This is a genomic window from Moorena sp. SIO3E8 (genome assembly GCF_010692445.1).
Classification (GTDB): domain Bacteria; phylum Cyanobacteriota; class Cyanobacteriia; order Cyanobacteriales; family Coleofasciculaceae; genus Moorena; species Moorena bouillonii.
In genome coordinates, this window is sequence record NZ_JAAHHM010000068.1 from 1 (window position 1) to 26,184 (window position 26,184).

The 26,184-nt window shown below is 43.3% G+C and carries 26 protein-coding genes; 16 read left to right on the forward strand and 10 right to left on the reverse strand.

From position 1 onward, the window contains the following. Positions 1–126 precede the first annotated feature (126 nt). On the reverse strand, positions 127–528 hold the full coding sequence (locus tag F6K46_RS24160; RefSeq protein WP_293061115.1) for a hypothetical protein: 402 nt from the start codon (positions 526–528) through the stop codon (positions 127–129). 45 nt (positions 529–573) lie between these two features. On the opposite strand from F6K46_RS24160, the gene F6K46_RS24165 reads away from it, so the two are divergent. After that, positions 574–708, forward strand: a complete 135-nt coding sequence (locus F6K46_RS24165; RefSeq protein WP_293061117.1) for a hypothetical protein — start codon at positions 574–576, stop codon at positions 706–708. Positions 709–739: 31 nt separating this feature from the next. Here the strand turns inward: F6K46_RS24165 and bchM are convergent, their stop codons facing one another. After that, complete coding sequence (bchM, locus tag F6K46_RS24170; protein WP_293061162.1) at positions 740–1,426, reverse strand: magnesium protoporphyrin IX methyltransferase; 687 nt, start codon at positions 1,424–1,426, stop codon at positions 740–742. Positions 1,427–1,496: 70 nt separating this feature from the next. On the opposite strand from bchM, the gene F6K46_RS24175 reads away from it, so the two are divergent. From F6K46_RS24175 to cobD, 7 genes are all read left to right on the forward strand, one after another. Next, positions 1,497–2,789 carry a folylpolyglutamate synthase/dihydrofolate synthase family protein gene (locus tag F6K46_RS24175; RefSeq protein WP_293061119.1) on the forward strand — a complete coding sequence of 431 codons (1,293 nt, stop codon included), beginning with the start codon at positions 1,497–1,499 and terminating at the stop codon, positions 2,787–2,789. Between the two features lie 265 nt (positions 2,790–3,054). Further along, positions 3,055–4,158: a type IV pilus assembly protein PilM gene (gene pilM / locus F6K46_RS24180; RefSeq protein WP_293061164.1), complete on the forward strand. Its 1,104-nt coding sequence runs from the start codon at positions 3,055–3,057 to the stop codon at positions 4,156–4,158. A gap of 4 nt (positions 4,159–4,162) precedes the next feature. Next, positions 4,163–4,963, forward strand: coding sequence for a PilN domain-containing protein (locus F6K46_RS24185; protein ID WP_293061121.1), 801 nt, complete (start codon positions 4,163–4,165; stop codon positions 4,961–4,963). After that, entirely contained in the window at positions 4,960–5,712 is a 753-nt protein-coding gene (locus F6K46_RS24190; protein WP_293061123.1) for a GspMb/PilO family protein, read from the forward strand. Before F6K46_RS24185 ends, F6K46_RS24190 begins: the two co-directional genes overlap by 4 nt. 281 nt (positions 5,713–5,993) lie before the next feature. Further along, positions 5,994–8,420 carry an AMIN domain-containing protein gene (locus tag F6K46_RS24195; protein ID WP_293061125.1) on the forward strand — a complete coding sequence of 809 codons (2,427 nt, stop codon included), beginning with the start codon at positions 5,994–5,996 and terminating at the stop codon, positions 8,418–8,420. Between the two features lie 556 nt (positions 8,421–8,976). After that, complete coding sequence (locus F6K46_RS24200; protein ID WP_070392379.1) at positions 8,977–9,261, forward strand: HU family DNA-binding protein; 285 nt, start codon at positions 8,977–8,979, stop codon at positions 9,259–9,261. A 26-nt stretch (positions 9,262–9,287) separates the two neighbouring features. Continuing rightward, positions 9,288–10,424: a threonine-phosphate decarboxylase CobD gene (gene cobD, locus F6K46_RS24205; protein ID WP_293061130.1), complete on the forward strand. Its 1,137-nt coding sequence runs from the start codon at positions 9,288–9,290 to the stop codon at positions 10,422–10,424. Between the two features lie 70 nt (positions 10,425–10,494). On the opposite strand, the gene F6K46_RS24210 is transcribed toward cobD, so the two are convergent. Then, complete coding sequence (locus F6K46_RS24210) at positions 10,495–10,617, reverse strand: hypothetical protein (RefSeq protein ID WP_293061133.1); 123 nt, start codon at positions 10,615–10,617, stop codon at positions 10,495–10,497. Positions 10,618–10,765: 148 nt separating this feature from the next. Here F6K46_RS24210 and F6K46_RS24215 point away from each other — a divergent pair, with 148 nt between their 5' ends. From F6K46_RS24215 to rph, 4 genes are all read left to right on the forward strand, one after another. Then, positions 10,766–12,484 (forward strand): NAD(P)/FAD-dependent oxidoreductase, encoded by a 1,719-nt coding sequence (locus F6K46_RS24215; protein ID WP_293061136.1) that lies wholly within the window; start codon positions 10,766–10,768, stop codon positions 12,482–12,484. 174 nt (positions 12,485–12,658) lie between these two features. Beyond that, positions 12,659–14,167 (forward strand): thymidylate synthase, encoded by a 1,509-nt coding sequence (locus F6K46_RS24220; RefSeq protein WP_293061138.1) that lies wholly within the window; start codon positions 12,659–12,661, stop codon positions 14,165–14,167. A 367-nt stretch (positions 14,168–14,534) separates the two neighbouring features. Next, entirely contained in the window at positions 14,535–15,107 is a 573-nt protein-coding gene (locus F6K46_RS24225) for a dCMP deaminase family protein (protein ID WP_293061140.1), read from the forward strand. A gap of 217 nt (positions 15,108–15,324) precedes the next feature. Then, positions 15,325–16,038, forward strand: coding sequence for a ribonuclease PH (gene rph / locus F6K46_RS24230; protein WP_293061142.1), 714 nt, complete (start codon positions 15,325–15,327; stop codon positions 16,036–16,038). Positions 16,039–16,195: 157 nt separating this feature from the next. Here rph and F6K46_RS24235 read toward each other — a convergent pair whose 3' ends face one another. Both F6K46_RS24235 and F6K46_RS24240 read right to left on the reverse strand, forming a co-directional pair. Next, positions 16,196–16,999 (reverse strand): TPM domain-containing protein, encoded by an 804-nt coding sequence (locus F6K46_RS24235; protein WP_075899114.1) that lies wholly within the window; start codon positions 16,997–16,999, stop codon positions 16,196–16,198. 129 nt (positions 17,000–17,128) lie between these two features. Then, on the reverse strand, positions 17,129–17,305 hold the full coding sequence (locus F6K46_RS24240; RefSeq protein WP_293061143.1) for a hypothetical protein: 177 nt from the start codon (positions 17,303–17,305) through the stop codon (positions 17,129–17,131). A 284-nt stretch (positions 17,306–17,589) separates the two neighbouring features. Between F6K46_RS24240 and F6K46_RS24245 the strand changes: the two genes are divergently transcribed. Further along, the gene (locus F6K46_RS24245) at positions 17,590–18,216 is read left to right on the forward strand and encodes a type I restriction endonuclease (protein WP_293061144.1); all 627 of its coding nucleotides are present in this window, start codon (positions 17,590–17,592) and stop codon (positions 18,214–18,216) included. Positions 18,217–18,707: 491 nt separating this feature from the next. Here the strand turns inward: F6K46_RS24245 and F6K46_RS24250 are convergent, their stop codons facing one another. Then, positions 18,708–18,872 carry a plasmid partition protein ParG gene (locus tag F6K46_RS24250; protein WP_198954017.1) on the reverse strand — a complete coding sequence of 55 codons (165 nt, stop codon included), beginning with the start codon at positions 18,870–18,872 and terminating at the stop codon, positions 18,708–18,710. A gap of 172 nt (positions 18,873–19,044) precedes the next feature. Here F6K46_RS24250 and F6K46_RS24255 point away from each other — a divergent pair, with 172 nt between their 5' ends. The 3 genes from F6K46_RS24255 (at position 19,045) to F6K46_RS24265 (ending at position 19,949) form a co-directional block, all read left to right on the forward strand. Beyond that, a complete protein-coding gene (locus tag F6K46_RS24255) occupies positions 19,045–19,188 on the forward strand; it encodes a hypothetical protein (protein WP_293061146.1) in 144 nt (47 codons plus the stop codon). Between the two features lie 168 nt (positions 19,189–19,356). Continuing rightward, complete coding sequence (locus tag F6K46_RS24260; RefSeq protein WP_070392387.1) at positions 19,357–19,728, forward strand: hypothetical protein; 372 nt, start codon at positions 19,357–19,359, stop codon at positions 19,726–19,728. A gap of 68 nt (positions 19,729–19,796) precedes the next feature. Further along, entirely contained in the window at positions 19,797–19,949 is a 153-nt protein-coding gene (locus F6K46_RS24265; RefSeq protein ID WP_293061149.1) for a hypothetical protein, read from the forward strand. 241 nt (positions 19,950–20,190) lie between these two features. Here F6K46_RS24265 and F6K46_RS24270 read toward each other — a convergent pair whose 3' ends face one another. The 4 genes from F6K46_RS24270 to F6K46_RS24285 all read right to left on the reverse strand — a co-directional run bounded on the left by F6K46_RS24270 (position 20,191) and on the right by F6K46_RS24285 (position 25,024). Next, positions 20,191–20,568 carry a DUF3368 domain-containing protein gene (locus tag F6K46_RS24270; protein ID WP_293117429.1) on the reverse strand — a complete coding sequence of 126 codons (378 nt, stop codon included), beginning with the start codon at positions 20,566–20,568 and terminating at the stop codon, positions 20,191–20,193. Positions 20,569–20,934: 366 nt separating this feature from the next. Beyond that, positions 20,935–21,180, reverse strand: coding sequence for a hypothetical protein (locus F6K46_RS24275; protein ID WP_293117432.1), 246 nt, complete (start codon positions 21,178–21,180; stop codon positions 20,935–20,937). A 35-nt stretch (positions 21,181–21,215) separates the two neighbouring features. Further along, positions 21,216–24,905, reverse strand: coding sequence for an NB-ARC domain-containing protein (locus F6K46_RS24280; RefSeq protein ID WP_293053019.1), 3,690 nt, complete (start codon positions 24,903–24,905; stop codon positions 21,216–21,218). Further along, the gene (locus F6K46_RS24285; protein WP_293053016.1) at positions 24,902–25,024 is read right to left on the reverse strand and encodes a hypothetical protein; all 123 of its coding nucleotides are present in this window, start codon (positions 25,022–25,024) and stop codon (positions 24,902–24,904) included. The genes F6K46_RS24280 and F6K46_RS24285 overlap by 4 nt, the downstream gene beginning before the upstream one ends. Positions 25,025–26,184: the final 1,160 nt, after the last annotated feature.

The window sequence follows — 26,184 nt, forward strand, 5'->3', positions numbered from 1 at the left end:
TCTCCAATGCTCGTTCGGTAAGTTTTTCTTTCAAAGCGTGGCTAGCAAAGGCTCCAGCTGCTACTGATAATCCTCCTAAGATCGATGCGATCGCTAAAAAAATCCGAGTCATTAATTTTGTCCTTGCTAAAGCGTAAAATTATAAAATATTTTACCTTCTTCACTAACCTCAAACGTGGCATCACATTCTCTAGCTTTGTGGTCCAAATAGTCTTGAGCGACAGCTATAGGAAGTTTGGCTGCAATTGCTAATTTCAATACTGAAATTCTACCATTTTCGTCTTGGATCAAGCGATAAAATGTAGACTGAAGGTGTTCGAAAACTTCTTTTTGCTCTTGTCGATAAATTCGCCATGCTAACCATATTCCCCAGAAGGTAGCTGGGATACCTACTATCAAACTTCCCAGGGCATCAACTTTATCCTGTGATGTTGCTTCCCTTCGAGTTGATACTACAACAGGTACCGTCAATAGTAGAATACCCAAGCTAAGCACTAAACCAGCAGATATTTTTTTTAACCGTTTCATTTTACCAAAGTTTTAGCAAAGGTTATTTGTTAGCATGATTGGCCTTTGGCCACGCTACGCGATCAGACAATTGAGATTAAGTGTAAGCTATCAGTTATCAGTTATCAGTTATCAGCTATCAGCTATCAGCTATCAGCTATCAGCTATCAGGTTTATTTTAAGCTGACCGCTGACCGCTGACCGCTGACCGCTGACCGCTGACCCCTTTTTGTTACTTACGAATAGCTTCCAATAAGCGAGAATAGTAAAAGCGAGTGCTAGTCATTTCTTGTCGCTGAATTGAAAATCCATTATTTACTAAAATACTAACAATATCTGCTTCTCGATGCTGATAGGCACGAGTGGTTTTACTTGGTCCTGGAAAAAACTCACCAATCTTTTTAAGTGCAGTAAGAAGCAAGGTTTTCGGTGCAAAGCTAAGAATTAAACGAGACTCGGCCAAAGAGGCTAAGTGAGTTATCATTTCAGCCGCTTTATCCTGGGGATAATGAATCAAAACATCTAGACAAATTACGGTGTGGTAGCTACCACCTAACCCTTCCAAATCCTTGACCATAAACGAGAGATTGTCAGTATTCCCTAAACTCTCCTTAGCCCTTACCTGAGCTTCTTCTACCATTTTGTGAGAAATATCACTAGCAGAAACAATAGCGCTATTTTTGGCCAGAGGAATACTCAGACTCCCAACACCACAGCCAGCATCACAAATCGACAAACCTGACAAATTTCCATCAGCCTCCAGCCAACTGATCACTTTATCCACGGTCTGCTGATGACCAATCCGGATATCTTTCTGTACCCGGTTAACCTCGCCATCACCATAAATCCGCCGCCAGCGGTCAAACCCAGTGGCATTGAAATAGTCTTTAACAATGGCCTTATCATTAACTGTATTCATATTCATACTCAACACTCTCCTGACCTTGGTATGATTCAGGTCTTTGCGGTTCATCAAAAAAAATCATCCCATGGATATTGACGAGCTTCTCCAATCCTTTCAATACTTTGGCGTTCAGCTTGGCTTAGAACGCATACAGGAACTTTTATCGCGCTTAGGTAATCCCCAGCAGGATTTTCCAATCATTCACGTGGCTGGAACTAATGGTAAAGGCTCAGTTTGTGCCTACCTGTCTTCTATACTCACCCAAGCTGGCTACCGAGTCGGACGTTATACTTCTCCTCACCTGGTGGATTGGACAGAACGGATTTGCCTTAACCAAGAACCGATCTCCACCGATACCCTAGCCACAATTTTGCAGCAAGTTATCGCAGCAATTCCAAAAAACTGTTCCGATCCACCAACCCTATTTGAAGTGACTACTGCTGCTGCTTGGTTGTATTTTGCTCAGCAGCAGGTGGATGTGGCTGTAATAGAAGTGGGATTGGGAGGACGCCTGGATGCAACGAATGTATGCGATCGCGTTTTGGTTAGTATTATCACATCCCTGAGTTGGGAACATTGGCAGCGCCTGGGACCGACCTTGGCTGATATTGCCAAGGAGAAGGCTGGAATCCTAAAGCCTGGCTGTCCTGCGGTAATTGGTCCGCTCCCCCCTGAACCTAGGGCAGTGGTTGAATCAAGGGTGAATCAGTTGGGATGTCCAGTGGTGTGGGTAGACTCAGCAGTAGAGTTGCCAGAGGGGAAGATGCCAAGCACCCGAAAAGATCTCAGATGGGTGGAGTATGGGGGAATCAGCTATAGTTTGCCGTTGTTGGGCCAGGTACAGTTGGTTAATTCGGCGATTGCGATCGCAACGGTACAAGTTCTGCAACAGCAGGGTTGGGAGATACCAGAAAATGCGATCGCATCGGGGATGGCCAAAACCACTTGGCTGGGACGTTTGCAGTGGACTAGCTGGGAGAATCACCATTTACTGATTGATGGAGCCCATAATCAAGCCTCTGCTCAGGCGTTGAGACAATATGTTGATACCCTAGGTAAATCGGTCAACTGGGTAATGGGTATACTCTCGACCAAAGACCATGCTGGTATTTTTAATGCCTTGCTCAGACCAGGGGATCGATTATACCTAGTGCCAGTACCAGACCATAGTTCAGCTGAGCTAGACTACTTGGCTACTCTCGCGCAACAAATTTGTCCTACCTTAGCCGATTGTGGTACTTATCCAGAGTTAGTGACAGGACTCCGTGCTAGCTTTAAAAAAGCCGAAGCTGAAGATAAGATTACTGTCCTTTGTGGCTCTCTGTACCTAGTTGGTCACTTTTTGCGAACACAAGCTTTTGTTGGTGGTAATGGGTAATGGGTAATGGCTAATGGCTACAATAATCAATTTCACGATTAATCAAAAAATTGTCATGATTGTGAGATAGATTGGGTACCATAAATAGCACCCTAATGTTGATTTCCATGACCCTGGGTTATACAAAAATTTCCCTGAATTCCCCATCTACCTAACTCAGATAGGGTACCTAAATCAATTGTGAAAATTTTTGAGCCCAAGTTTCCTACTCCCTACTCCCTACTCCCTACTCCCTACTCCCTACTCCCTACTCCCTTTGCTAGATATGGTTAACCGTTTTAAAAATTTATTTTCCCGCCGCAAGCAAGGTGTTGGTATAGAATTAGCCCCAGAACGAATTCATATTGCTCAATTGCAGCGGCAAGGTCAGAGCCTCAAAGCTACAACCCTATATTCTCATGAGGTTCCAGAAGGGATCTGGGAAGGAGGACAAATTGTTGATTCCCCTGGTTTAGCGGAACTGATTCGAGAAGCCCTACAGCAGAGTCAAGTGAAAGTGGAGCGGGTTGCCACTGCTTTACCAATGCGAGAAGCAGTAATCCGGATTATTCCCATTCCTGCTGAGCTAGATGATAATGAGCTTCGGGATATGGTACTAAACCATGAAGCTGGCTTATATTTGCCCTATCCCCGGGAAGAAGTGGATTTGGATTATCAGAAGCTTGGCTTCTTTGTGGATGAAGATGGAATCGAAAAGGTACAAGTCCTGCTGGTGGCTACTCGCAAAGAAATCACCGATAGCTATCTCGATACCTTTGAGCAGGTAGGTTTACAAGTAGATGTACTCGAAATTAATAGCTTTGCCCTGATTCGGACCATCCGAGAACAACTGCGTCAATTTCCTTCCCAAGAGGCAGCCGTTCTGGTAGATATTGAATTTGATAGTACTGAAATTGCCATTATTGTAGATGGTGTACCGCAGTTTTCCCGTACTGTTCCCATTGGTACCTACCAACTTCAGAGCGCTCTATCACGGGCGATGAATTTACCAGCCTCTAGAAACACTGAACTCCTCCAGGGGATGACTATTCCCAGTACCCCAGTTGATGGCATGCGCACCGGCTCGACCGGGGTAAATCCAGGTATGGTAGCTCTGATCCAAGTCTTGGGAGAAATTGCTGATGAACTACGGCGCTCTATCGATTTTTACCTCAATCAGATGGACAATCTAGAAGTAGCCCAACTCCTACTAGCTGGTCCTGGGGGTGGTATCGGACAACTTGATGAATTTTTTACCCAACGGTTAAGCTTGCCCACGATTCAGGTGGATCCGGTGGCGGCTCTTTCCCTAGAAGTGGAGAAAGATATTCCGATGGTAGAACGACCGAGCTTAGGAACTGTGCTTGGATTAGGATTACGAGAGGTATAGCACTATGTATAGTCTTGATATTAATTTTTTAAAAGACCGAAATCCTGAGGAGATCAAGTCCGTTCAGGAGGGAGGCGGTAGACAAGGGATGGCCTTAGGGGAAATGACCCCTCTACTGATTGGAGCTGCAGTGGGCCTAATCCTACCTGGATTGGTGGGAGGTTTTTGGGTGGTTCTCCAACATCAAAACGCCCGATTGAAGGAGGAAATTGCTGATGTTGACCAGAAACTGGCAGCCTTGGGGGCACAAAAGCAACGAATTAGTAAGCTAAACAAGGAACTCAAGCTGGTAAACGACGAAACTAATGCTCTTGCCAGTGTCTTTAATCAAATTAAGCCTTGGTCAGCAATGTTACAGGACATTCGTGAGCGCACTCCCCCCGGAGTCCAAATTAAAGACATCGAGCAACAGCAAGTCACTGACAAAAACGCTTCTAAGGATGAGTCTAGCGCTAACTCACGACCTAAAATCGAGCTGGATATTTCCGGTACAGCTCGAACCTTTGATGATGTGAATTACTTTTTGCTGACCCTACAGAATTCTTCCTTTTTCGATAAAAATGACACTCAACTGCTCAAAGCTCAGTTAGTTAATAATCCCACCAAATTAGAAATTCCTGAGAGTCAAAAAGAATTAGTAACTCAGGTCAAATATACCCTGCCTAAAGTCGTAGAATATACTATTAAAACTAAACTGAGTGATATCCCCGCTTCTGAGATCTTAAAAGAGTTAGACCGTAAAGGAGCAGTAGGATTAGTGACTCGAATTAGAAACCTTCAATCTCAAGGAGTGATTCAACAATGACCTATGCTACTGATGACGAGTTTATGAGTGTTGAAGGTCAGGAGGAAGAGCCTGAGTATCCTACTGCCTTCGGCATTACCTTTACTCCCCAAGTTTCTGGGATTACCTTTGGTATTCTTGGTCTGGCAGCTGCTATCTATCTAGCCATGAACCTGATGCTACCGGCTTGGCAGGAGTATCAGGCTTTACGAAATGATTTATCAGGCAAGCAAAATGACCTCCAAAATCCCGAAGTACTCCAGAAAAAGATTAAACAAAAAGAGGAGGAACTCAAGCAAGCCAAGCAGCAAAACCGCAGGGTTTTGAGTTTGTTTTCCACAGAAAAAAGTCTAGATACTTTATTGCTTGATCTCAATACCTTTGTTAAGGATACTAGAGGGACTTTACTTAGATATGAGCCAGATTCCGAGGGAATAAATATAGTTAATGATGGCTCTTTAGGAACCCTAGTTGATGGAAAATTAAAACGGAGAACCGTCAATGTGGAAATTGAGGGTAGCTTCCAACAAGTGCAGTCAATTATGCGCAGCTTTGAGCGCCTCCAGTCGATGTTGCTGATCAAAGACCTAGAAGCTCAAATCAGTGAACCGCAAACACTAGTGCTACAGCAAGGTAGATTAGTTCCTGGTCCTCAACCTAAGCTTAAAACTAGCTTAACCCTGGAAGCTCTTATGCCTGCTAGAGATTTGGATAAGGAGGAAGAAGAAAAAGCTGAGGAAAAGGATGGTAAGAAAAAGTCAGGCAGGTAAGAATAAATAATCCCAAGTTCCTTTAGTCTTGCTATATTATTGCTACCAATTTAATGATGGGGAGATGGCAAGATGGGGAAATTAAGCGGTAGCCAAGTTGCTGGAAATTGGGATAACCTACTGTTTGATTGAGCTGAGATGGTTATTGTTGTTCTTGTTTGTTGAGTGTTTAGTGTTTTATCTTTGACGTCTCAACGGTCAATAGTCAATAGTTAACCTTCAACAGCCCTTAGTATGGAATAATTTCTGTGATTTGAGTCAGGAGATTGGAGAAATCGATCGTGAGACAGATTCAAGTATGTGGTGGAGTGTTCGCGGCTACAGCAATGGCTTTATGGGCAACACAGCCTGTAGTAGCAGCAAGCCAAGTTAGTGCTATACGGTTCAACCAGCAGGGGAATGAACTGGAACTGAAACTTGAGACAAAAGGGGACAATGAGCGTCCACAGATTTTTGCTGTCAACCAAGGCAATGTCTTGGTTGCTGATCTGGTTAATACCCAGCTGAGTTTGCCCCAAGGGAGTAACTTCCGTGAGACTAACCCTCTACCCAATATCAGTGCGGTTGCAGTTAAGGAACTCGATGACAACCGGGTTAGGGTGACAATTCGAGGCACTGACAAACTCCCAATCAGTTCACTGATCCAAAGGGACGCTCAGGGAATTACCTTAGGCATTGACACCACTACTGAGAATCAGGGCATATTATCTATCCAAGACTCATCGGTGATGAAGCTGGCTCAAGTTCCTAATACAGAAACTAATACTGAAACGGAACAGATGGAGAAACCGGCAGAACTTTCGGAACCAGAGCCAGAGGCTAACCCCTCAGAAACTCCTGAACCTCCAGAAATCGTGGCTCCTGAACCAGATGTGCTGGTACCTGAGCCAAAAATTATTATTGACGGGATACCGGCAGCTCCAGCTAATGCGGTGCAACCAATTGCGCCAGCGCCCCCCTTCTTACCTAGAGCAGTAGCACCACCAGTAGGGGATATTGCTGTTTCTAATATTAATGCTGCTGCTAGCACTATAGATCTTGGCACAGCAACTCTAGTGCCCCGTTTGGTATTACGAGAAGCACCGATTCGAGAAGTCTTGTCTCTGTTGGCTCGTTCTGCTGGACTCAATCTGGCCTTTGCTGAGTCAGATGAAGACTCGGGTGTAGCACAGTTCACCATTTCTATTGACTTAGAAAACGAACCTGTCCAAGATGCTTTCAACTATATTCTCCAGCTGTCTGGTCTTCAGGCTAACCGTCGGGGAAGCACAATTTTTGTTGGGGCAAAACTCCCTCAAGCCGCTCGTAATCTAATTAGTCGTACTCTACGGCTCAATCAAGCCAGTGCCCAAGGGGCTGCTACTTTCCTAGCCACTCAGGGAGCAGAAGTGCAACAGGTAGTAAGCGAGACCGAAGAAATCATCGATCCTGAAACCCAACGAGTGGTGCGACAAATCCAACGGGCCCCAGAAATTCAACCAGTTACCGCTGAGCGGGAAGACGGTAGCCAAGGGGCACTGTTGCTGGAGGGATTAGCAGTATCTACGGATGACCGACTTAATTCCATATCTCTGGTGGGTGAGCCCAGGCAAATTGAAATTGCGACCTCTTTACTCAAACAGTTGGATGCTCGTCGCCGTCAAGTGGCCGTAAATGTCAAGATTATTGATGTTAACCTGGCTGGAACGGATGCTTATAATGCCAGTTTCTCCTTTGGGGTTAATGATACCTTTGTAGTCAGTGATGAAGGAGCCGCAGCCGTTAATTTCGGTAGGTTTAATCCCCCCAGTAGAGATAATGTAATTAGTGGTCAGTTTCCTAATATTGAGCCATTTGATTTTCGAGCTGTAGACGGAGATGGTGATATATTCTTCGATAGACAAAATGCTCCCTTTGATAACGTGATTGAGGGTTTCAATGAAAGCGCTGGTCGTTCAGCACTCTTCGCACGTCCCGGCTTTGGTCGAAATAATAATCCATTCCAGCCAGGTGTGACGGATGTGGATGTTCAAGATGATGGCATCGAGTTTGAGTATTCACTTCCTTCTCTATTCCAGTACCCTGATAAGTTTTTATTAACCTTGCAGGCTCAGATTACCAGCAACAACGCCAAGATTCTTACCGACCCAACTCTAGTGATCCAAGAAGGGCAGGAAGCTAGTGTCGAGTTGGTCCAGCAGGTACTGACTAGTGTGAGGACAGATATAGACACAGACGGTGGTGCTACCACTAGAACGATCACCCCGGTTATTCAAGATGCTGGTTTAGTGCTAACGGTGAATGTTGAGAGAATTGACGACAATGGTTTTATTACCTTATCTACAGCTCCGTCGATCACAGCTCCCTCGGGAACTCAAGTGTTTAACAGTGATAATGCAGAAAACACAATCACATTTCTCAGTCGCCGAGAACTGAACTCTGGGCTAATTCGTCTGCGGGATAATCAGACGTTAATTCTATCTGGCATTATTCAGGACACTGACCGCACAACCGTAAGAAAGGTGCCAGTTTTGGGTGATATTCCCTTACTTGGTGCTCTGTTCAGAAGTACCGACAAGACCAATGAACGCCGTGAAGTGATTATCCTGCTGACCCCTCAAATTCTGGATGACACAGACCGCAATGGTGGGTATGGTTACAGCTACACTCCTGGACGGGATGCCCGTCAAATGCTAAACCGGGGAGGGTTTCAGTCTCCAGGTAACTAAGGTAAAGGTAAGGTAAACGTGAATTAACACTTATCCCCCCGAGCGAGGGATTGCTCGCTCGGGGGTAATTAACTTATGGATTTGACTACTCCCCCCTACTTTAGTGGTGGGAATAGTTAGGTTTTGAAACTTTTACGTGTTTATTTGTTTTTGGTTGACAATTTTATTGACTTGGTTTGATTTAATTTTTATAAGCCCATAATTATACCTGATTTTAAGGGTTAGTGTCAATATCTAAACAAGGCTCTGAGCTCTGCTATCCCATAGCAGACCTACCAAGCACGCCTAGAGCAGGGGGCTTACCGTAAAATAATGAATTATATATAATTAACAATGAATGATCATAAAAAATTATGATTGCCTATTCCCTAAGGAATAAATTTAGGGTATCAATTTGGGGCAAAATTCTGAAATCTATATAAATTACAGCATTCAACGATCCATATCGGCATTGCAAACATTAGAATAATGCAGTGAAACCTCGAAGCTGCTAGTGTTGCAGCGATTTTTTTGTTGAAAACCCTGGTTGGATGATCTGAAAAACAAGGAGATTTGCATGAATAAGGGTGAATTAGTCGATAAAGTGGCGGAAAGAGCTACTGTAACTAAAAAACAAGCCGATGCAGTCCTAACTGCTACGATAGAAACGATTATGGAAGCAGTGTCTGAGGGTGATAAAGTCACCTTAGTGGGCTTTGGTTCCTTTGAATCCCGGGAGCGTAAGGCTCGTGAGGGTCGCAATCCCAAAACCGGTGAAAAGATGGAAATTCCGGCAACTAAGGTTCCCGCCTTTTCTGCTGGTAAGGTTTTTAAAGAGAAAGTGGCACCACCCAAGGAGTAATCCCTGATTCAGTCACAAACTTGTCCTTGAAACGACCAACTCACGGGGGAAATTTAGCCTGGGCAGCAGCACTGGCTAACTGTCCTCCTTCCTTAATTCTTGATTTTTCTGCCAGCATCAATCCCCTTGGTCCCCCTAAAAGTGCGATCGCAGCGATTGAGTCTGGGCTCAATAACCTGGTAGCTTATCCTGACCCCAATTATGCTGAGCTGCGGCAGTGTTTGACGCAACTGCATCCAACCCTGCCCCCAGACTGGATTCTTCCAGGTAATGGCTCAGCCGAATTATTAACTTGGGCTTGTCGCGAGCTATCAGAACTAGATGAAACCTTGATCATTACTCCAGCATTTAGGGACTACCAACGGGGACTGAAGGCATTTGGAGCAAGAATTAGGGAGTGCCCCCTGATGAGGGAACTCTCGACACCTAGTGTCAGATCGGGAGATGGGGAGATGGGCAGGGAAATTGATTCTTTGATGCCCTTACTCCCTGACTCCCTTACTTCCTCACTTCAAAAAGAGGGGACTCGACAGGGTTTGCTGCTGAATACCCCCCACAATCCCACAGGTCAATTGTTTACCTCAGAAGCAATTGAGGCTTATCTCAAGCAATTTGCTTTAGTGGTTGTGGATGAAGCTTTTATGGATTTCCTGCCTCCTGACCAGGAGCAAAGCCTGATTCCTTTAATTGGGGATTATCCAAACTTGGTAATTTTGCGATCGCTTACCAAGTTTTACAGTCTTCCTGGACTCAGACTAGGTTATTGCATTGCCCACCCTGAGCGACTCCAACGTTGGCAGGAGTGGCGAGACCCTTGGCCAATAAATACCTTAGCAGCGGCAGCCGCAGCGGCAGTGGTTCAGGATAGAGCATTTCAACAGCAAACCTGGGATTGGCTAGCACCAGCGCGTAAGCAACTGTTTCAGGGACTGGCTAAGTTACCTGGTCTTCAACCTTACCCCAGTGCAGCTAACTTCTTGCTAGTCCACTCAGAAAAATCCACGTCACAGATCCAAGCACAACTACTCCAACACCATCGGATTTTGATCAGAGATTGCCTAAGCTTCCCGGAATTAGGCGATCGCTTTTTCCGGGTCGCTGTACTTACACAGGCAGATAACCAACGCTTACTAACAGCTTTAGACGCTATCTTGATAAGTTGAAGGTTAGATGGTTTAAGGTTAGATGGTTGAAGGTTAGAAGGTTGAAGGTTAGAAGGTTGAAGGTTGAAGGTTAGAAGGTTGAAGGTTGAAGGTTGAAGGTTGAAGGTTGAAGGTTGAAGGTTGCTGGCCGTAGGCGTCTGTTGTGGGATAGGTTAGTTAGATGGTTGTTCCCGTAGCGTGGCCAAAAGCCCAAGGTTAGAGCCTGAAACCTGTAACTTTCAACCGGAAACCTGTAACTTTCAATCTGAAACCTATAACCTGCTAACCTGTAACTTTCAACCTGAAACCTTCTAACCTGCTAACCTGTAACTTTCAACCTGAAACCTGTAACTGTTGCACGAATGACCGTTGACTATGACCTAATTATCATTGGTGGCACTCCTGCTGCTGTGTATGCTGCTGTTGCGGCTGCTGGTTTAAAGGCTCGTGTGGCTCTGGTAGACCCTCAGCAAGGAAAAACTAGCTGGCTAGCACAGGGGGCGATTTACACCAGAGTATTAAGTGAGATGGGGCGTAAGCTTGAGCAGATGCGTGACGCTGCTCAATGGGGTATTTATGCTCAAATAGCTGATTCAACCGAACCAGACATTTCACAGACCGGGTTTTCATCCCTACCACTAACTGAGGTGATGGAATGGGCTAATCTAGTGGTTGCCAACTGCTCAGAACAGAATTCTCAAGCTATTTTAGGTGCTTTAGGGATTGATGTAATCACAGGTGAGGGGGAATTTTGCCGACTGCCTCACCTCGGTTTTGTAGTCAACAACCGACGTTTGCGGTCTCGTGCCTATCTGATTGCTACTGGCTCTCGCCCAGCTATTCCCGATATCAAAGGGTTACAGACCATAGACTATTTCACACCAAACGATATCTGGCACAAAGTGTTGAAGGTTGGAAGGTTGAAGGTTAACCAGTTGAAGGTTGAAGGGGAGTTGAAGGTTAAATATTATAACCTTCAACCAGATAACCTTCAACCAGATAACCTTCAACCGGATAACCTCCAACCAGATAACCTTCAACCAGATAACCTCCAACTAGATAACCTTCAACCAGATAACCTTCAACCGGATAACCTCCAACCAGATAACCTTCAACCAGATAACCTTCAACCGGATAACCTCCAACCTTCACTACCCAAAAGCTGGGTAGTGATTGGTGATGAGCCTATTGCTCCAGAACTAGCTCAGACCTTAGCCAGACTCGGTTGTGAGGTAACCTTGGTGGTCAGTACTACCCGTATTTTTTTCCAGGAAGACCTCGAAGCATCTAGGCTCATACAAGCTCAGTTAGAAGCTGAGGGAATTCGGGTTCTGACGGATAGTCCAGTTGATCAGGTCAGAGAGATTGAGGGTAAAACCTGGGTTCAGGCTGGTAATAAGGCGATTGAAGCTGATGCCATTTTACTGGCTACGGGTGAGCAACCCAATGTGGAATCCTTAAATCTAGAAGGGGTTGGGATAAAGTACACTCAGCAGGGTCTTCAGCTCAATCAGAAGCTACAAACGACTAATCCCCGCATCTATAGCTGTGGCAAGATGGCTGGTGGTTATCCCTGTGCCCATATTGCCCAGTATCAAGCCAGCATTGCCCTGAAGAATGCATTGTTTTTCCCCTGCTTTAAGGTGAACTATCACGGGATTCCCTGGACCATCTTAACTGAACCCCAATTAGCACGGGTAGGTCTTACAGAAGTAGAAGCTAGAAAGCGCTATGGTAAGAATCTATGGGTGATGCGAGAATATTTCAAAGAGTTAGATCAGGCTCAGCTCCTGGGGCAAACCACTGGGTATATGAAACTGGTAGTGGGGCGCAATGGGACAATTTTAGGAGCAACCATAGTTGGATCACAAGCAACAGACTTAATTGGGGAAATTACCCTAGCGATTCAGCAGAAAATCAAATTGGCCGTGTTGGCAAATGTCTATTATCCCTATCCCACCTTGTCAGAGATTTTTAAGAAAACAGCAATACAGTGGCAGCGCCAACGAATTAGTCGTAATCAGACTTTAAAAAACTTTCTGGAAGGCTTCTTTAACCTACGCCGTAGTTGGTCAAGGTAACTAACTTAGGATTAAATCCTGCTTTCCTCTATCCGTTAAATGCTGGGCATTATAACGGGATTATGTAGTGGGGATAAAGATAAGTGTTGATTACCATTACCTCAATCTTAAACATTTAACATTTAAAATATAAAATTTAACAGTCAACATTCAAGCTTCAACTTCTGCATTAAAATGACAGCAATCAGCAAAGTAAGTCAATTCCAGTACAAACCCCTGCACAAGCCTAACCAACTGATTTACGGTACAGGTCAAACGGCGGTAATTACTGGTTGGACGATCAAAGAAGCGATCGCAAAAAAGTTAAACCCCTCGGAATTTGCTGTAGTCGGACAGTTATACAGTCCCACCCGGGGAATTAGCCTGCTCATTCGTAATCTCCTCGCTAATCCCCATGTCCGCTACTTGGTCATTCTCAACGCTACGAAGGAAGACCGCAATGCTGGCAGTGGGACTTGCTTGCTGGACTTTTTCCACCATGGCGTTGAAGAAGGGACTAGTGATACTGGTCGTCACTGCTGGGTGATTCGCTCTTCTATAAAAGGGTATATTGACATGGAGATTCCCTTAGTCATCCTAGAACAACTCAGAAGGGAACTTTCTGTGGCAGAGGCTGATTCGATTACCCAAGCCGTGAGTTTGGTTAAGTCTTATGGCTCCAAAACTCAAGAGCCCTGGGGAACACCATTGGAATTTCCTATGGCAAATGATGTCGGGGAATCTGGCTGTGCGCCCCTAAAACCAGGAGCGCGCTATGGACATCGTATTGAAGGGCGAACGATAGCTGAAACTTGGGTTAAGATAATCCATCGCATTAAAACTACCGGCACAATTCGACCCACAGGTTATGACGGATATTGGCAAGAGCTAATCGATTTAATGGCAGTAGTAACGGAAGAACCTCCTGAATTTTACTTTCCTGAGCCCAATTATTTACCATGCGATCGCGACTTTATCCAAGAATACATTCATCAAATCCTGGACGACGCACCCGTAGTAGAAGGAGTTAAATATACCTATGGTCAGCGTCTACGTTCTTGGTTCAAACGTGACCAAATCGAGCAAGTCATCACTAAACTCATTGGTGAGATTGATTCCGCCAGTGCAGTGATGTCCCTATGGGATGTCAAAGACCATGAGAAAGGGGGTAGTCCTTGTCTGAATCACATCTGGCTGAGAGTTGTGGATAATGAATTGTCCCTAACTGCCACATTGAGAAGTAATGATATGTTTAGCGCGTGGGCAGCTAATGCCTTTGGACTAAGAGCACTACAGCAGTATATTACAGACCAAATTGGTAAGCGCGGGGGTATTCAATTAAAAATGGGACCGCTGATTACCGTTAGTCAAAGTGCTCATATTTATGATGATTGTTATGACTATGCTAATCGGATTATTCAAAATCACTATCAACAAATTATCAATTCAGAACAGAAACAGTATGCTGATCCCATTGGTAATTTCTTGATTGAAACGGAAAATACTGATATTATAGTGAAGCAGACAACCCCTGGTAGCGGGGAAGTAATTGCTACGTATTCTGGTAAAAATGCCATGAGTTTATCTATAAAAATTTGTAGTGAGAATCCTTCAATACAACCTAGTCATGCGGTCTATTTAGGAATAGAATTAGAAAAAGCTATGATAGCTATAAAAGAAGATAAAACTTATCACCAATTATAGCATTTTTAAGACTTATGATATACAAAATCCTGGGTATTAAGAATTAGGGAGTAAGGAGTGACCCATGGTAAAATTGACTGTACTTAATGACTAGGATAAGTTATTGATAAGCAGTTATTGATAAGCCTCAACTATAGATAACCTAAAAAACGAGTTTGGTGTAAAAAATAACCAAAGATAGTTTGGTGAATAGTTATTGGTAAAATGACAAGTTATAGCAACCACAGTAAAGGTTAAGACATGTTTCTATTTACTGTTCTCTTTTACCTGCTCCCTGTTCACTTAAAAAAGACGATGATAGTTTATGTCATCAACTAAACTGACATTGATATAAAATTGATCATTGACGACAAGTTTAAAATTACCAATGACTAGTGAAAGACCAAACTGGGATGAATACTTTTTAATGATGGCTAAGCTAGCAGCTACTCGCTCAACCTGTTTAGCCTTTCCTGTAGGAGCAGTGATTGTTAAAAACAATCAGATTTTAGCAACAGGTTACAATGGTTCCCCATCTGGCTCAAGTCATTGCACAGCTCAGGGATACTGCTATCCTGGACTAAGTAGCTGCGATGCGTCTCGTACCATGCCATCCCGAGCTGTTCATGCTGAAGCGAATGCGATCGCGTTTGCAGCTAAACATGGTATTGCCACTGCTGGAGCCACTATTTATGTCACCCTAGAACCCTGTGTCTCTTGCTTGAAGTTAATCATTTCAGCTGGCATAAAGAAAGTTTTTTATGAGACTATCTTCAATAGTGGAGAGAAAGCTCTAGTTAGAGATCATTTTCTGAACGAAGGCTTAGTTAGTCTAACCCAAATCCAGTTAAGTGAAGAAACAGCTAAACGAGCAGCTTCATTTCTCCTCAATCCAACATCTGTTACTAAATTGTCGGACAAAATTATTGAAAACAATTACACAATTATTAACAGTGACTAACTCGATAATATAGCAATTATTATTTGGGTATTGAGAAATGCTATATGACCAATTACCAATTATCGATATACCATTTTATAAGTGATTAACTGGACTTGATATAGGGTACCTATATCACTAAATCAATTGTGATAATTTTTGTTCCCTACTCCCTACTCCCTACTCCCTACTCCCTACTCCCTACTCCCTACTCCCTACTCCCTTTGCTATATAACTTATGTCTTGGCAGCGTCCTGATCACCGACAAGCGGATCAACTACGTCCCATTTTGTTTGAGCGAGAATTTACCCGCTATGCTCCTGGTTCCGTCCTAGCTCACTGTGGTGAGACCAAAGTACTTTGTACCGTGACGGTTCAGGAGGAAGTCCCCCGATTTCTCAAGGATACTGGCAGCGGCTGGCTAACCGCTGAGTATAGGATGTTACCAGGAGCAACACCGGAACGCCAAAGACGGGAACTTCTCAAGCTTTCGGGTAGAACTCAGGAAATTCAGCGGCTAATCGGACGTAGTTTACGGGCTGCTGTTGATCTCAAAGCCTTGGGCGAGAGGACCATTACGGTAGATGCGGATGTTCTACAGGCGGATGCAGGTACCCGTACTACTTCCATTACTGGGGGATATGTTGCTCTTGCGGATGCTGTGGATAAACTGCTTAAAACGGGAGTACTAGAGCGATCGCCTTTAATTCACCAAGTTGCTGCTGTCTCGGTTGGTTTATTGGAAGGTGAGCCGTTTTTAGACCTCAACTATCTCGAAGATGTGGCGGCTGAGGTGGATTTTAATGTAGTGATGAACGATCAAATGGGTATTATTGAGGTTCAGGGAACAGCCGAGTCAGGGGCTTATACTCGCCATCAACTCAATCAGTTGATGGATCTAGGAGAAAAAGGTATTAAGGAGTTGTTACAGGCACAGCGTTACCAGAAATAAGTGCTGAGTGCTGAGTAATAATTGTCGCGCTTCACTTTTGAGATTGGATTTCCTTCCCGTAGCGTGACCTACGGTCAAGCTATTGGTCAATCATCGTGAGGGCGCAAGCCTTGCGCCCCTATATTGCTGCCCTAGAATAGGGCTCCTGCAATAGGTTTTAAGTTTCTGAGGCTGATGATTCACTAATAACTGGTGACAAGTAAGCCACAACCGCACCGAGAACGAAACCAAGAATATTGCGCAATAGTGGTAAGAAATCAGAGGTGCGTGTCACTACAGGTCCAATACCGAAGGCAATAAACAGAATACCCCAAAGTGGGGACAAAATTAAAGCCCATTGCCAAGCGAAAACCTGATCCTGTTTGCGGGGAATAGCAGCAAATCCACAAATCACTCCTCCGACAGTAGAAGTAATTAGGGTCAAAATCCACTGTTCCCGTGGTAGTCCAGGTACCACCCGACATCCCCCTTGGCGCAGGCATTGCTTGACCGTATTTAGGGCTTCGATAATAGATTGGTTTTCGCCATTGTCCCGTACAAAGTAGAGATTACCAAATCGGGTTTGCAACTCTACCCAAAATGTACGAGGAAGGAATTCATACAGGGCATCACCCACGTTAAACCCTAGGATATTCCCTCCTCGGGCGTCAGCAATCAGTAACATACTTTTGTCGTTAAGTCCCCAAAACTCTTTGACTGCCCGACCAGGGGTGCGGTCATATTGGGTCAAAACTCGGAGTTTCCAGCCAGTTTCCTCCTCAAAGCTTTCTAAATCTTCGACTAGTCTCTGCTCTTGAAGCTCTGGAATAAAGTTCGCTAAATCAATGACTGGTGTTTGAACCTCGGGCAGTAACTCAGGATTGTCGTAAGCCTTGGCCTCAGGAGCAATCGCCCACATAGAACAAGCTAGGAACAGTGCTGCGAAGGATACTAAAATTCGTTTTGGAAACAGATACTGCATAGTTATTTTCTATCGGCAATGGACAGTATGCTTATCTTTTAGATAAATAATCAAGTAAAACTAAGCATTTCTTTACACTTGTTTACTTTATTCTAATCTTAGTTGCGATCGCAAAATGTTCGATCGCTTTTAGCGGAAGCTTCGCTTCATCGCGTAGCGTGACCTACGGTCAATCTTGTACAGTACAGGGATAATTGACAGGGGTAAGTTTCTGATCTCAGGGTCAAACAGGGAGTGTGGGGAATGTAGGATATATGAGAGGTATAGGATAATAGAAGGGGGTGTAGATTGGTTACATGCGGTCATAGTTGAGTTGCCAGAACTATCCCCAGTTAGCGCCTGGATTCGATCAGGTGGTGATCAACAATAAACCTGTAGAATTAGAATCAGAATTAGGGGTTAAATTAAACAGTATTGTAGAGGATAAAATAGCTAGGTAATGCAGTAATTACTTAAAATTGAGAGCGATATTATTTTTACTATTGGCCATAGGCCACGCTACGCGAAGGTTTATAATAAGGTAAAAGCCTTAGCAATTAAAAATAAAATTTAAATTCATAATTAACCTAATTAAAAATTCCCATAGGATAATGGTAGAAACAATCGTAGCCCAAGATATTTCTCTGGCTCAATTGAAGGACAAATTTGGACTAGAGCCTACTCATGATGAGCAATTGTTTCTAGAGTGGCAAGAGGATTTACCAGAACTCAATGAGCTAGAAAAGCAATGGTTATATCGGGTCAAGAATGACTATCTCCATTTATCTCAGTACCCCATGGTAGAACCGATTGTCAAAATGGTGGTGCTATCCCCATTGTTGAGAATTGCTGATTTTTATCGCCCACCCTTCTATATTCTTGCTGAAAAGGATGTACAAATTTCATCGGAATATCAGGAAACGATTGTCAGAGGACGAATTGATATTTTGATTTGTCAACCTCAGTTTTGGATAGTGGTGATTGAAGCGAAACGAGCAGAATACTCTTTAAAGGTAGGGATACCACAAGCTCTAGCTTATATGTTGGCTAATCCTGAGCTACAAAAGCCTGCTTTCGGATTTGTGACAAATGGAGGTGAATTTATTTTTCTGAAACTGATTCGACAAGATAAACTGCAATATGCTTTTTCTAATCAGTTCTCTGTGGTGAATCGTGGCAATGATTTATATACTGTTGCGAGAATATTAAAACACTTAGGTCAGTTAGTACGTCAATGACTGACAGCTGATAACTGTCAGCTCTGAGATAAACAAGGAAATATAGCGCTTTAACATCAGATGTGAAAACGCTATAGTAACCATTGAATAATTTTGAATTTTTAATTGCCCCCAGCGGTACTAGGTGGTCCAAATTCGCCTGGCAGCTGATTAATGTGCTCAATCCCTAGTCGTTGGCACAGCAATTTCAGTTGCCGGAGCGTTGGTCTAGCCTTAGTCCTACCAGACAGCCAGGGCTGGTAAGTCGCATGAGGAATACCATAGTAGACTGTGTTTGCGCCTTTTACTTTGTTCACTGTCATAGTATGCTGGCTCAGCATAGTTTTCAGGCTAGACTTAACAGGATTATAGTAAGGCATCAAAATCAGATACAACAACAGACATTGAAATGCGATTCGGGCAAAGCCGACGCTGCGCGATGAAGCTCCGCTTCCGCTAAAAGCGATCGCATAAGCCTGTAAATCTATTACCGCTAAGGTTTCAGGATTTGTTCATGTCTCCTTTTCTCCGTGTATATATACACCATTTTGGTCAAGCCACTTATCAATTAATTCATTGACAACATCGCTCATGTCCCTGTCTTGCATAACACAAGCTGCTTTAAAGTTCTTTTTTTTATCTTTGGATAGATAAACCCGTATTGATTCTTCAGCCACTGTCCTACTACCAGTAAACAACTTTACTCCATTCTGGCATCAATGATTTTTTTTACAAAATTTATAAATTTATTTTCCCAGCCATGAGGTAGGCCAGGGAAAGCCAACGTGCCGAGCCGTCAGAGTTGATGGGCTGGGTACTACTCCATTGTTCAACGGATATAGCTCCATTATGGCTTATCCACAAAACCTCCAAGCTTGGGCAGTTACCCGTATAGTTCCCCCAACCCAATGGGTAATTATCGGTCGCTACTGCACTCGCTCCCACGCAGAGGGACACCTCCAGTTATGGCGTCAGCGAGTCCCTGATACCTAATTTGAACTCGTATTTGATTTGCCCGGTAGCAAAAACTATAGGGATTTTCCTCTTGATCAACTCACTCATTAATATGGGTCGGTTGTGAATTGTTAATTGTGAATTGTTAATTGTGAATTGTTATTTTCAATTCACAAAAGAATAACTCTACAATCCCTACCTGTAACAATGACCAATTTATTTCGGCGACTCAACCCTGCTAAGAAATTCCGGATTACGGTTTACATGATAGCTAGATTACTGAAAATTTCCTATCGCCTGATCGTGCGGGTAGAATTTTGGAACTATGTAATCTTTGTCCATCGCCGTGATCGAGGTGGACAATTTATCAGTTATCGGAAATTATCACAATGGCAAAATGCTGTCGCTTGCCAGATTCAACAATGTACTACTTTGCCAGCACTGAAGCAATTGTGGTTTTCTATTGAAACAGACTGCCACCAGTACTCAAAGCAGTATAGCCAAAATTATTACCATTTTATATGGCCAATTTGGAGAAAACAATGGGATAGGCTTTGGCAGCAGGGTAATGTCCCATAATCCCTGTGAGAGTTGTTTGATTTCCATTGAAGCAATTGCTTTGACTAATTAGGAAACACTTTTAAGCGATGCGACCTAGGAGCCGCCAAAGGCGATTGGCCGTAGGCCACGCTACGCGAACGCATAACTTTATCCATAGTAAACTAAAGGTAAAAATTGAGTATAGGAGCGACTGTAGAACTATCTGCTTAGTTGGCATGTCTATTGAACAAGACACATAAAACTATAGGGATAACATTGATTCATTAATCATTTTGACCATCTTTTGCTCACGAATAACTTAGTGAAGACCAAAAGGATGCTGAGTAAATAACAAGCAGATGAAATCGCCCAATATATGGATTGAGGCTTGCAATTCCCATGATTTTGAAAAAATTCTTGCCCACTATGACCATAATATAGCGCAAAAACCTCACGTTTAACCCTGAAATTAATGCTTATAAGCCGTTTATATAGCTCCTCTCAATTATCTATTATTATTTTATGATCTAGTTGTAACTTTCTAATTACTGCCAAAGTCCCCTTAACATTTAACCCTAATCGTATTGCCTGTTTTCTAGCCGCAAAATCATCCAAAATAATATAATCTGTTTGTAATTCTATCCCTAAAGCAATAGCTTCTGACTCTCCCTGTCCTAAACGGTCATTAAGACGATTGGCTAAAGAAACTAATTTTACACCTTTAACCATTAATTGATTATTGGCAATCAAATTATCAAGATAAGCACTTGCTTCATCATTCTTAGCATTAATTTCTTCTTTGACAACTTGCGGTAAATAAAATTTATCCTCAGACTCAATGAACTGCGTCAAAAAATCTAATTGTGCTAGAAATATCAAAGGAGAAGAATTAAAAACAATTTTAATCTGGAATCACCAGTTTCGTTCAATGGTTATATCTTCAGAAGATAGGTAAGAAAACTCAATTCCCATTAACTCCAAAATTTTTATAAAAACTTCAGGTTCTATTTGCATTATTTCTGAACGGTGCGCGTTCACGCTTAGCTTTGAAAAAGCGCGGGGTCGCACCGCTGCTTTCTGTAAACTAATTAGTCGAGAAACTAAAGCTACTATGACAAAGATAAAATTTTTTGCCCCATATTCTGAAACAACTGTACTTCAGAAGCACTAGTTTTGAACATTTCTTTCTTCCTCATGTTTCTTACTCCAAAAAACTAATAAGCTGTTGTGCATTTAAACTGTATATTATTTAAAGAAAATCACAAAATTTAAATAAAATAAAAAAAATAGATTCCAGTTTCCTTTTGCCTTTTGCCTTTTGCCTTTTGCCTTTTGCCTTTTGCCTTTTGCCTTTTGCCTTTTGCCTTTTGCCTTTTGCCTTTTGTCTTTTGCCTTTTGCCTTTTGCCTTTTGCCTTTTGCCTTTTGCCTTTTGCCTTTTGCCTTTTGCCTTTTGCCTTTTGCCTTTTGCCTTTTGCCTTGCTCAAACCCATTTAATATGCATTAAAGCTTACCAATCTTCTTGACATCAACTCAGCGCGCCCAACGCTTCCAGTGCTGACTTCTGTGCTAGGGTCAAACCGGTAACCCCTGTGATGTTCATACCTTGGTAAGGTCGATCAGGAATCAAGGTTTTAATACACTGACCTGTGTGAGTATCCCAAACTTTAATAGTCCCATCATTACTGCCACAAGTAAGCCAATAACTGCTCACCTGTTCTTGATCAGACCTACCCTGGTGATCTTGATGTTTTACAGGACTAAACCCAATCGATGACCGTACTGAATTCCTGTGACCGTGTAAGGTTCTCAGATAGTTACCCGTACTTGCGTGCCAAAGCCTTACGGTTTGATCTAAGCTACCACTGGCAATCAATTCACCATCAGGACTAAAGGCGACAGACCAGACACCTTTACTATGGCCTCGTAAAATCCTGACACATTCCCCAGTCCTAACATCCCAAACCCGGACAGTTTGGTCTCCACTGCTGCTAACTAGAGTTTGGCCATCAGGACTAAATGCTACCGATTGTACCCGACTAGTGTGACCCTGTAAAACCTTGAGACATTCACTACTCCTGACATCCCATAAGCGTATGGTTTCGTCTTCACTACCACTGGCTAGGGTTTGACCGTCTCCACTGAAGGTAACAGACCAAATCCAACTGGTGTGACCTCGTAATATCTTAAAACATTCACCAGTATTGACCTCCCATAAGCGGATGGTTTTGTCATCACCACTACTGGCAAGAGTCTCACCAAGAGGACTAAAGCTAACGGATTGCACCCAATAGGAGTGACCACACAATACTTTCAGGCATTGACCTGTAGTTACTGACCACAAGTGTATGGTTTGGTCAGCGCTGCTGCTAGCGAGAATTTCACCATTGGGATGAAATGCCACAGAAGTCACCCAACCGGTGTGTCCCTCCAGTCTCTTTAAACAGTGATCATTACTGACATCCCACAACCTGACCATGTTGTCAGTACTGGCACTGGCTAATTGTTGACCATTGGGACTGAATACTGCTGAAAATACAGAATTAGTATATCCTTGTAAAATTTTAAGACATCTACCTGTGTTGCTATTCCATAGACGTACGGTTTGGTCACTGCTGCCACTAGCTACGGTGCGACCATCCCGATTAAATGCCACTGAAAATATAGAATTGGTGTGTCCTTGTAGGTAGTTCAGGCATTCACCACTGCTGACATTCCACAGCCTCACCGTCTGGTCATCACTGCCACTGACTAGGGTTTGCCCATCTGCACTAAACATTACTGACCGTATTCTGTCGCTATGGTTAGTTAAGGTGTTGAGACATTCACCTGTGCATGGGTCCCACAATCTAATGGTAAAGTCAGCACTTGCACTGGCTAACATCCCACCATCGGGACTAAAATTAACTGACCAAATCCGATTAGTATGACCATGACAGATCTGGCGACATTCACCAGTACTAAAATCCCAAAGTCTCACTGTCTGGTCATCACTAGCACTGGCTAAGGTTTTACTATCTGCACTAAAGGCCACCGACAGGACTTGACCGGTATGTCCCTGACATACCTGACGGCATTCACCAGTGTTTACATCCCAAAGCCTTACTGTTGATTCATCACTACCACTGGCTAGGGTTTTACCATCCCTACTGAATGCTACTGACCAAATAGAACTGGTATGGCCTTCTAAAGTTTTAATACACTGACCTGTGCTGACATTCCATAGTTTAATAGTTTTGTCACTACTGCAACTGGCTAGGGTATTACCATCAGGACTAAAGGCCACAGACCAAACCCAACCGGTATGACCTTTGCAAATTAAAATTGGCTTACCATTCTCGACTTGCCATAAACGCAACTGACCTTCTACATCTCCAGTAGCTAAAAGCTTACCATCAGGACTAAACGCTACCCCAAATACGACTCCTAAGGTTTTAGTAAACACTGACTTGGATAAATCGGAGTGAGCGAAATTGACATCTTGTAAATCCACCCCTTGTAGATAAGCTTGCCAAATGGTAACTCTTGAAAAATCATAGCCTTTTAAACAGATTTGCTGTTGACAAAGGAGATTAATAATATTTCCACCAGCGTAGCCAATGGCTAAGGCAGGTTTGCCTCGAAGCGTGTCGAGAATCTGATTTAGATGGGTTTTTAGGTTATCCTTACCCGTTAAAGCAATCTGTAGACGCTCTACAATGGGTTTAATAATGAGACGAATTTGAGTATTTCTAAGATAATCTTTGGTCTGAGCTTTGAGAAGAGCATGAGTCCTAAATAGGGAATTTTCCCAGTTGTTATTAGTTTTATTAATGGCGGTTACACCAGCAATAACGTCTTCACAGATTTGCTCAACCAAGCGTTCAGTTACGTATTCCATCACCACCGGTTGTAAGGAAAAAAAAGACGCTTTTCTTTCCACAAGCGATCGCTGTTCCAAGGATTCCAGGGTGTCGATAAGTTGTTGGGGTGAGACGGGGGGAAATATATCATCTCGTAAGTTAGCAAATGAGGCTTTTTCTCGATTGATTGCGAGCCAAAAAATTACTATTCGTTCTGGATCGCTTAATCGAGCAAAATGCTGATCTAAAAGATTTTTAATATTGCCAAAAATTATCGCATTTTGATTTAAAAACTCCGCAATATTACCGGCGAATAATTTATTAATTGTTGTTGCCACAATTTTTAGAGCTAAGGGATTACCAGAATACCCGTTAATTAACCTAGTCCATTCCTTTTCTTCACCTTCAAAAGAACCAATAATATTAAAAATTTCCTGTCCTTCAGCGGTTGTTAAGCCACTTAGTTGTAGGGAGCGAACAGGTAGCACTTCTGCTTCAAGCAGTCCAATTTCTTGAGGCTTCTCCCGAGAGGTTAGTAATAAGCAGCTTTGATGGGAGCTTTCGCCCCATCGTCTCAACAGTTGACCGTATTCTTCATATCCAGCTTGATAATGTCCAGCAGCATTGCTTTGAGCTCCCCCTTGTAAAATTGTTTCCATATTGTCGAGAACTAGCAAACAGCGGTGGGAGCGTATATCATTCAGCAGTCGGGAAATTTTTTCGTCTGTAGTATCTGGTAAATCAATGTCTTGCTGATTTGATAGAAATCTCAGCAACTGAGTCAAAATCTCTGATAGGTCAGGAGCATTACGTAGGGAGCGCCAAATAACAAACTCAAACTGGTGTTGGAGTTGTTGGGCAAGCTTGATCGAGAGGGAGCTTTTGCCCATGCCGCCCATACCTAACAAGGCCACTAGCCGACAGTGTTCTGTCAGAATCCATTGCTGCAACTGGGCTAGTTCTGATTGTCTTCCATAAAAGAAACGAACATCAACGGCTTCTGACCAATCTTGACGTGGTTTTGCGTTCCTGTAGCGTGGCCTTAGGCCAATCCCATCTGTTTCTTCTCTAGTTACCTGTTGGTTCGAGGAGCTAGTTTCCTGTTGAGTGCGCCACCTTCGTTCGATTGCTGAGCGAAAGTTCTTTTTACTGACTCTTTCCCCCAAAGCCTCTGAGAGAAGTTTCCACAGCTTGGGACCGACATCATGTTTGAGGTAAGTCGGGGCATAGCCATAGGTATCTGCAATAGTATCATAACTCTGACGCTTCCAAGACCAAGATGCCTCAATTAAGGCTTGCTGTAAATCAGTGAGATGATTCCCCGATTTGGCAAACACTAAGGCATTGGCGAATTCCAGAGCGTCTTCAAGGTTCATATATAGCAGTTCTCAATGGGGTGAGGTACTTTCATTATGGGTTGCGCGGGAGTAGGGAGTAGGGAGTAGGGAGTAGGGAGTAGGGAAAAAATCCTGTGTACCTCATAGTTATGATACATGCTATTGTGTTTTGATTATAGTTTATTCTGCTATAATATAATGTTGTTATTTATTTATCTTGTTATTTACCAAAAATTCTGGGTTTAAAGCCCCGTCCTTCTAGGACGGCTTTTAGTTGACAATTATCTCGCGCCAGGGTATAATTAAAACATGAGTACAGGCTGAAAAACCGTAGGCTGAGCCGGGAGAGAGACCCGTAACTTATCGACCTAGAAGAAGTAATGCTCGGAGGGCTTGAAGTTACCGTAAGTAGAGTGGAGCCAATGAGCGTCGGCAGGTTATGCAGCATAGGGAAAAGGTTTTGTAGTAAGGCTCCACTCTACTAAGGTTTCGTCTCTGGGAAAGTCCTCCTTTCTTGATGCAGTCGCTCATGGGGGAAACCCCCAAGACCGCGCTGCATCGCTAAAAATCCAATCATCAACTAAAAATTGGTGTGTGAACCCAGAAAAAATCACGGTTTGAGATAACACGGTACGGTGGGGTTAGAAGTTACCGTAAGAAGAGTGGAGCCTTTAAGGGTTACAGGCTATGCATAAAAGAGGTGCGACCCGTGGCGAATTTAATTCGCCGAACGCGCCCCGCGTCTCCTACGGAGAACGGAAAGCGCACCTTTGGTTAAAACTTTTTTATTAAGGCGACCCTCTGATAAGGTTTCGTCTCCGGCACACCGGAACCAGATGAAAAGGAAGGGAAACGGACTTTTTAAGGCACTTCCTATTAAGTAATCAAACGCAATCGCGAGAATCGCCCTCTGGGTCTGTTGTGAACTGACTGGAAACTTGGTCAATACGGGTTTTTGGTTTAGGCATTGTCTAATTTTTGGCGGCGTCAAAGATTGGAACATAATGGTTTAAGGTGGCTCGTTGATCTAGGAATCCCCGCGTCTTTAGACCGGGGAGTGTCAATAATAGTTAAGGTCGTAGGTGTTAGCTTTTAAAGCTCAGGGGGTGAGACAATAGCTGCAAAAGCTGATTTGGTAAAGAGTGCAGCAATTTAAGCTAAAAAAAATTGGTCTAGTTATCTCAATCAGACCAATCCTAATGACAATGTTACCAGAATTTTAGCAAATACACTTTAAATTAAGGCAAAAGGCAAAAGAAAAGAATAAAGAGGTTTTGAAGCGAATCAGCGTCAAAAAAAAACCGTATCTCATAAGTGC

What these genes read in the sequence shown, in the direction of transcription:
- F6K46_RS24160 (WP_293061115.1), bottom strand. Translation starts at nt 528, where the DNA reads ATGAAACGGTTAAAAAAAATATCTGCTGGTTTAGTGCTTAGCTTGGGT.
- bchM (WP_293061162.1), bottom strand. Translation starts at nt 1,426, where the DNA reads ATGAATACAGTTAATGATAAGGCCATTGTTAAAGACTATTTCAATGCC.
- F6K46_RS24175 (WP_293061119.1), top strand. Translation starts at nt 1,497, where the DNA reads ATGGATATTGACGAGCTTCTCCAATCCTTTCAATACTTTGGCGTTCAG.
- pilM (WP_293061164.1), top strand. Translation starts at nt 3,055, where the DNA reads ATGGTTAACCGTTTTAAAAATTTATTTTCCCGCCGCAAGCAAGGTGTT.
- F6K46_RS24185 (WP_293061121.1), top strand. Translation starts at nt 4,163, where the DNA reads ATGTATAGTCTTGATATTAATTTTTTAAAAGACCGAAATCCTGAGGAG.
- F6K46_RS24190 (WP_293061123.1), top strand. Translation starts at nt 4,960, where the DNA reads ATGACCTATGCTACTGATGACGAGTTTATGAGTGTTGAAGGTCAGGAG.
- F6K46_RS24200 (WP_070392379.1), top strand. Translation starts at nt 8,977, where the DNA reads ATGAATAAGGGTGAATTAGTCGATAAAGTGGCGGAAAGAGCTACTGTA.
- F6K46_RS24215 (WP_293061136.1), top strand. Translation starts at nt 10,766, where the DNA reads ATGACCGTTGACTATGACCTAATTATCATTGGTGGCACTCCTGCTGCT.
- F6K46_RS24220 (WP_293061138.1), top strand. Translation starts at nt 12,659, where the DNA reads ATGACAGCAATCAGCAAAGTAAGTCAATTCCAGTACAAACCCCTGCAC.
- F6K46_RS24225 (WP_293061140.1), top strand. Translation starts at nt 14,535, where the DNA reads ATGACTAGTGAAAGACCAAACTGGGATGAATACTTTTTAATGATGGCT.
- rph (WP_293061142.1), top strand. Translation starts at nt 15,325, where the DNA reads ATGTCTTGGCAGCGTCCTGATCACCGACAAGCGGATCAACTACGTCCC.
- F6K46_RS24235 (WP_075899114.1), bottom strand. Translation starts at nt 16,999, where the DNA reads ATGCAGTATCTGTTTCCAAAACGAATTTTAGTATCCTTCGCAGCACTG.
- F6K46_RS24240 (WP_293061143.1), bottom strand. Translation starts at nt 17,305, where the DNA reads ATGACCGCATGTAACCAATCTACACCCCCTTCTATTATCCTATACCTC.
- F6K46_RS24245 (WP_293061144.1), top strand. Translation starts at nt 17,590, where the DNA reads ATGGTAGAAACAATCGTAGCCCAAGATATTTCTCTGGCTCAATTGAAG.
- F6K46_RS24255 (WP_293061146.1), top strand. Translation starts at nt 19,045, where the DNA reads ATGGCTTATCCACAAAACCTCCAAGCTTGGGCAGTTACCCGTATAGTT.
- F6K46_RS24260 (WP_070392387.1), top strand. Translation starts at nt 19,357, where the DNA reads ATGACCAATTTATTTCGGCGACTCAACCCTGCTAAGAAATTCCGGATT.
- F6K46_RS24265 (WP_293061149.1), top strand. Translation starts at nt 19,797, where the DNA reads ATGCGACCTAGGAGCCGCCAAAGGCGATTGGCCGTAGGCCACGCTACG.
- F6K46_RS24275 (WP_293117432.1), bottom strand. Translation starts at nt 21,180, where the DNA reads ATGGGTTTGAGCAAGGCAAAAGGCAAAAGGCAAAAGGCAAAAGGCAAA.
- F6K46_RS24280 (WP_293053019.1), bottom strand. Translation starts at nt 24,905, where the DNA reads ATGAACCTTGAAGACGCTCTGGAATTCGCCAATGCCTTAGTGTTTGCC.
- F6K46_RS24285 (WP_293053016.1), bottom strand. Translation starts at nt 25,024, where the DNA reads ATGTATCATAACTATGAGGTACACAGGATTTTTTCCCTACTCCCTACT.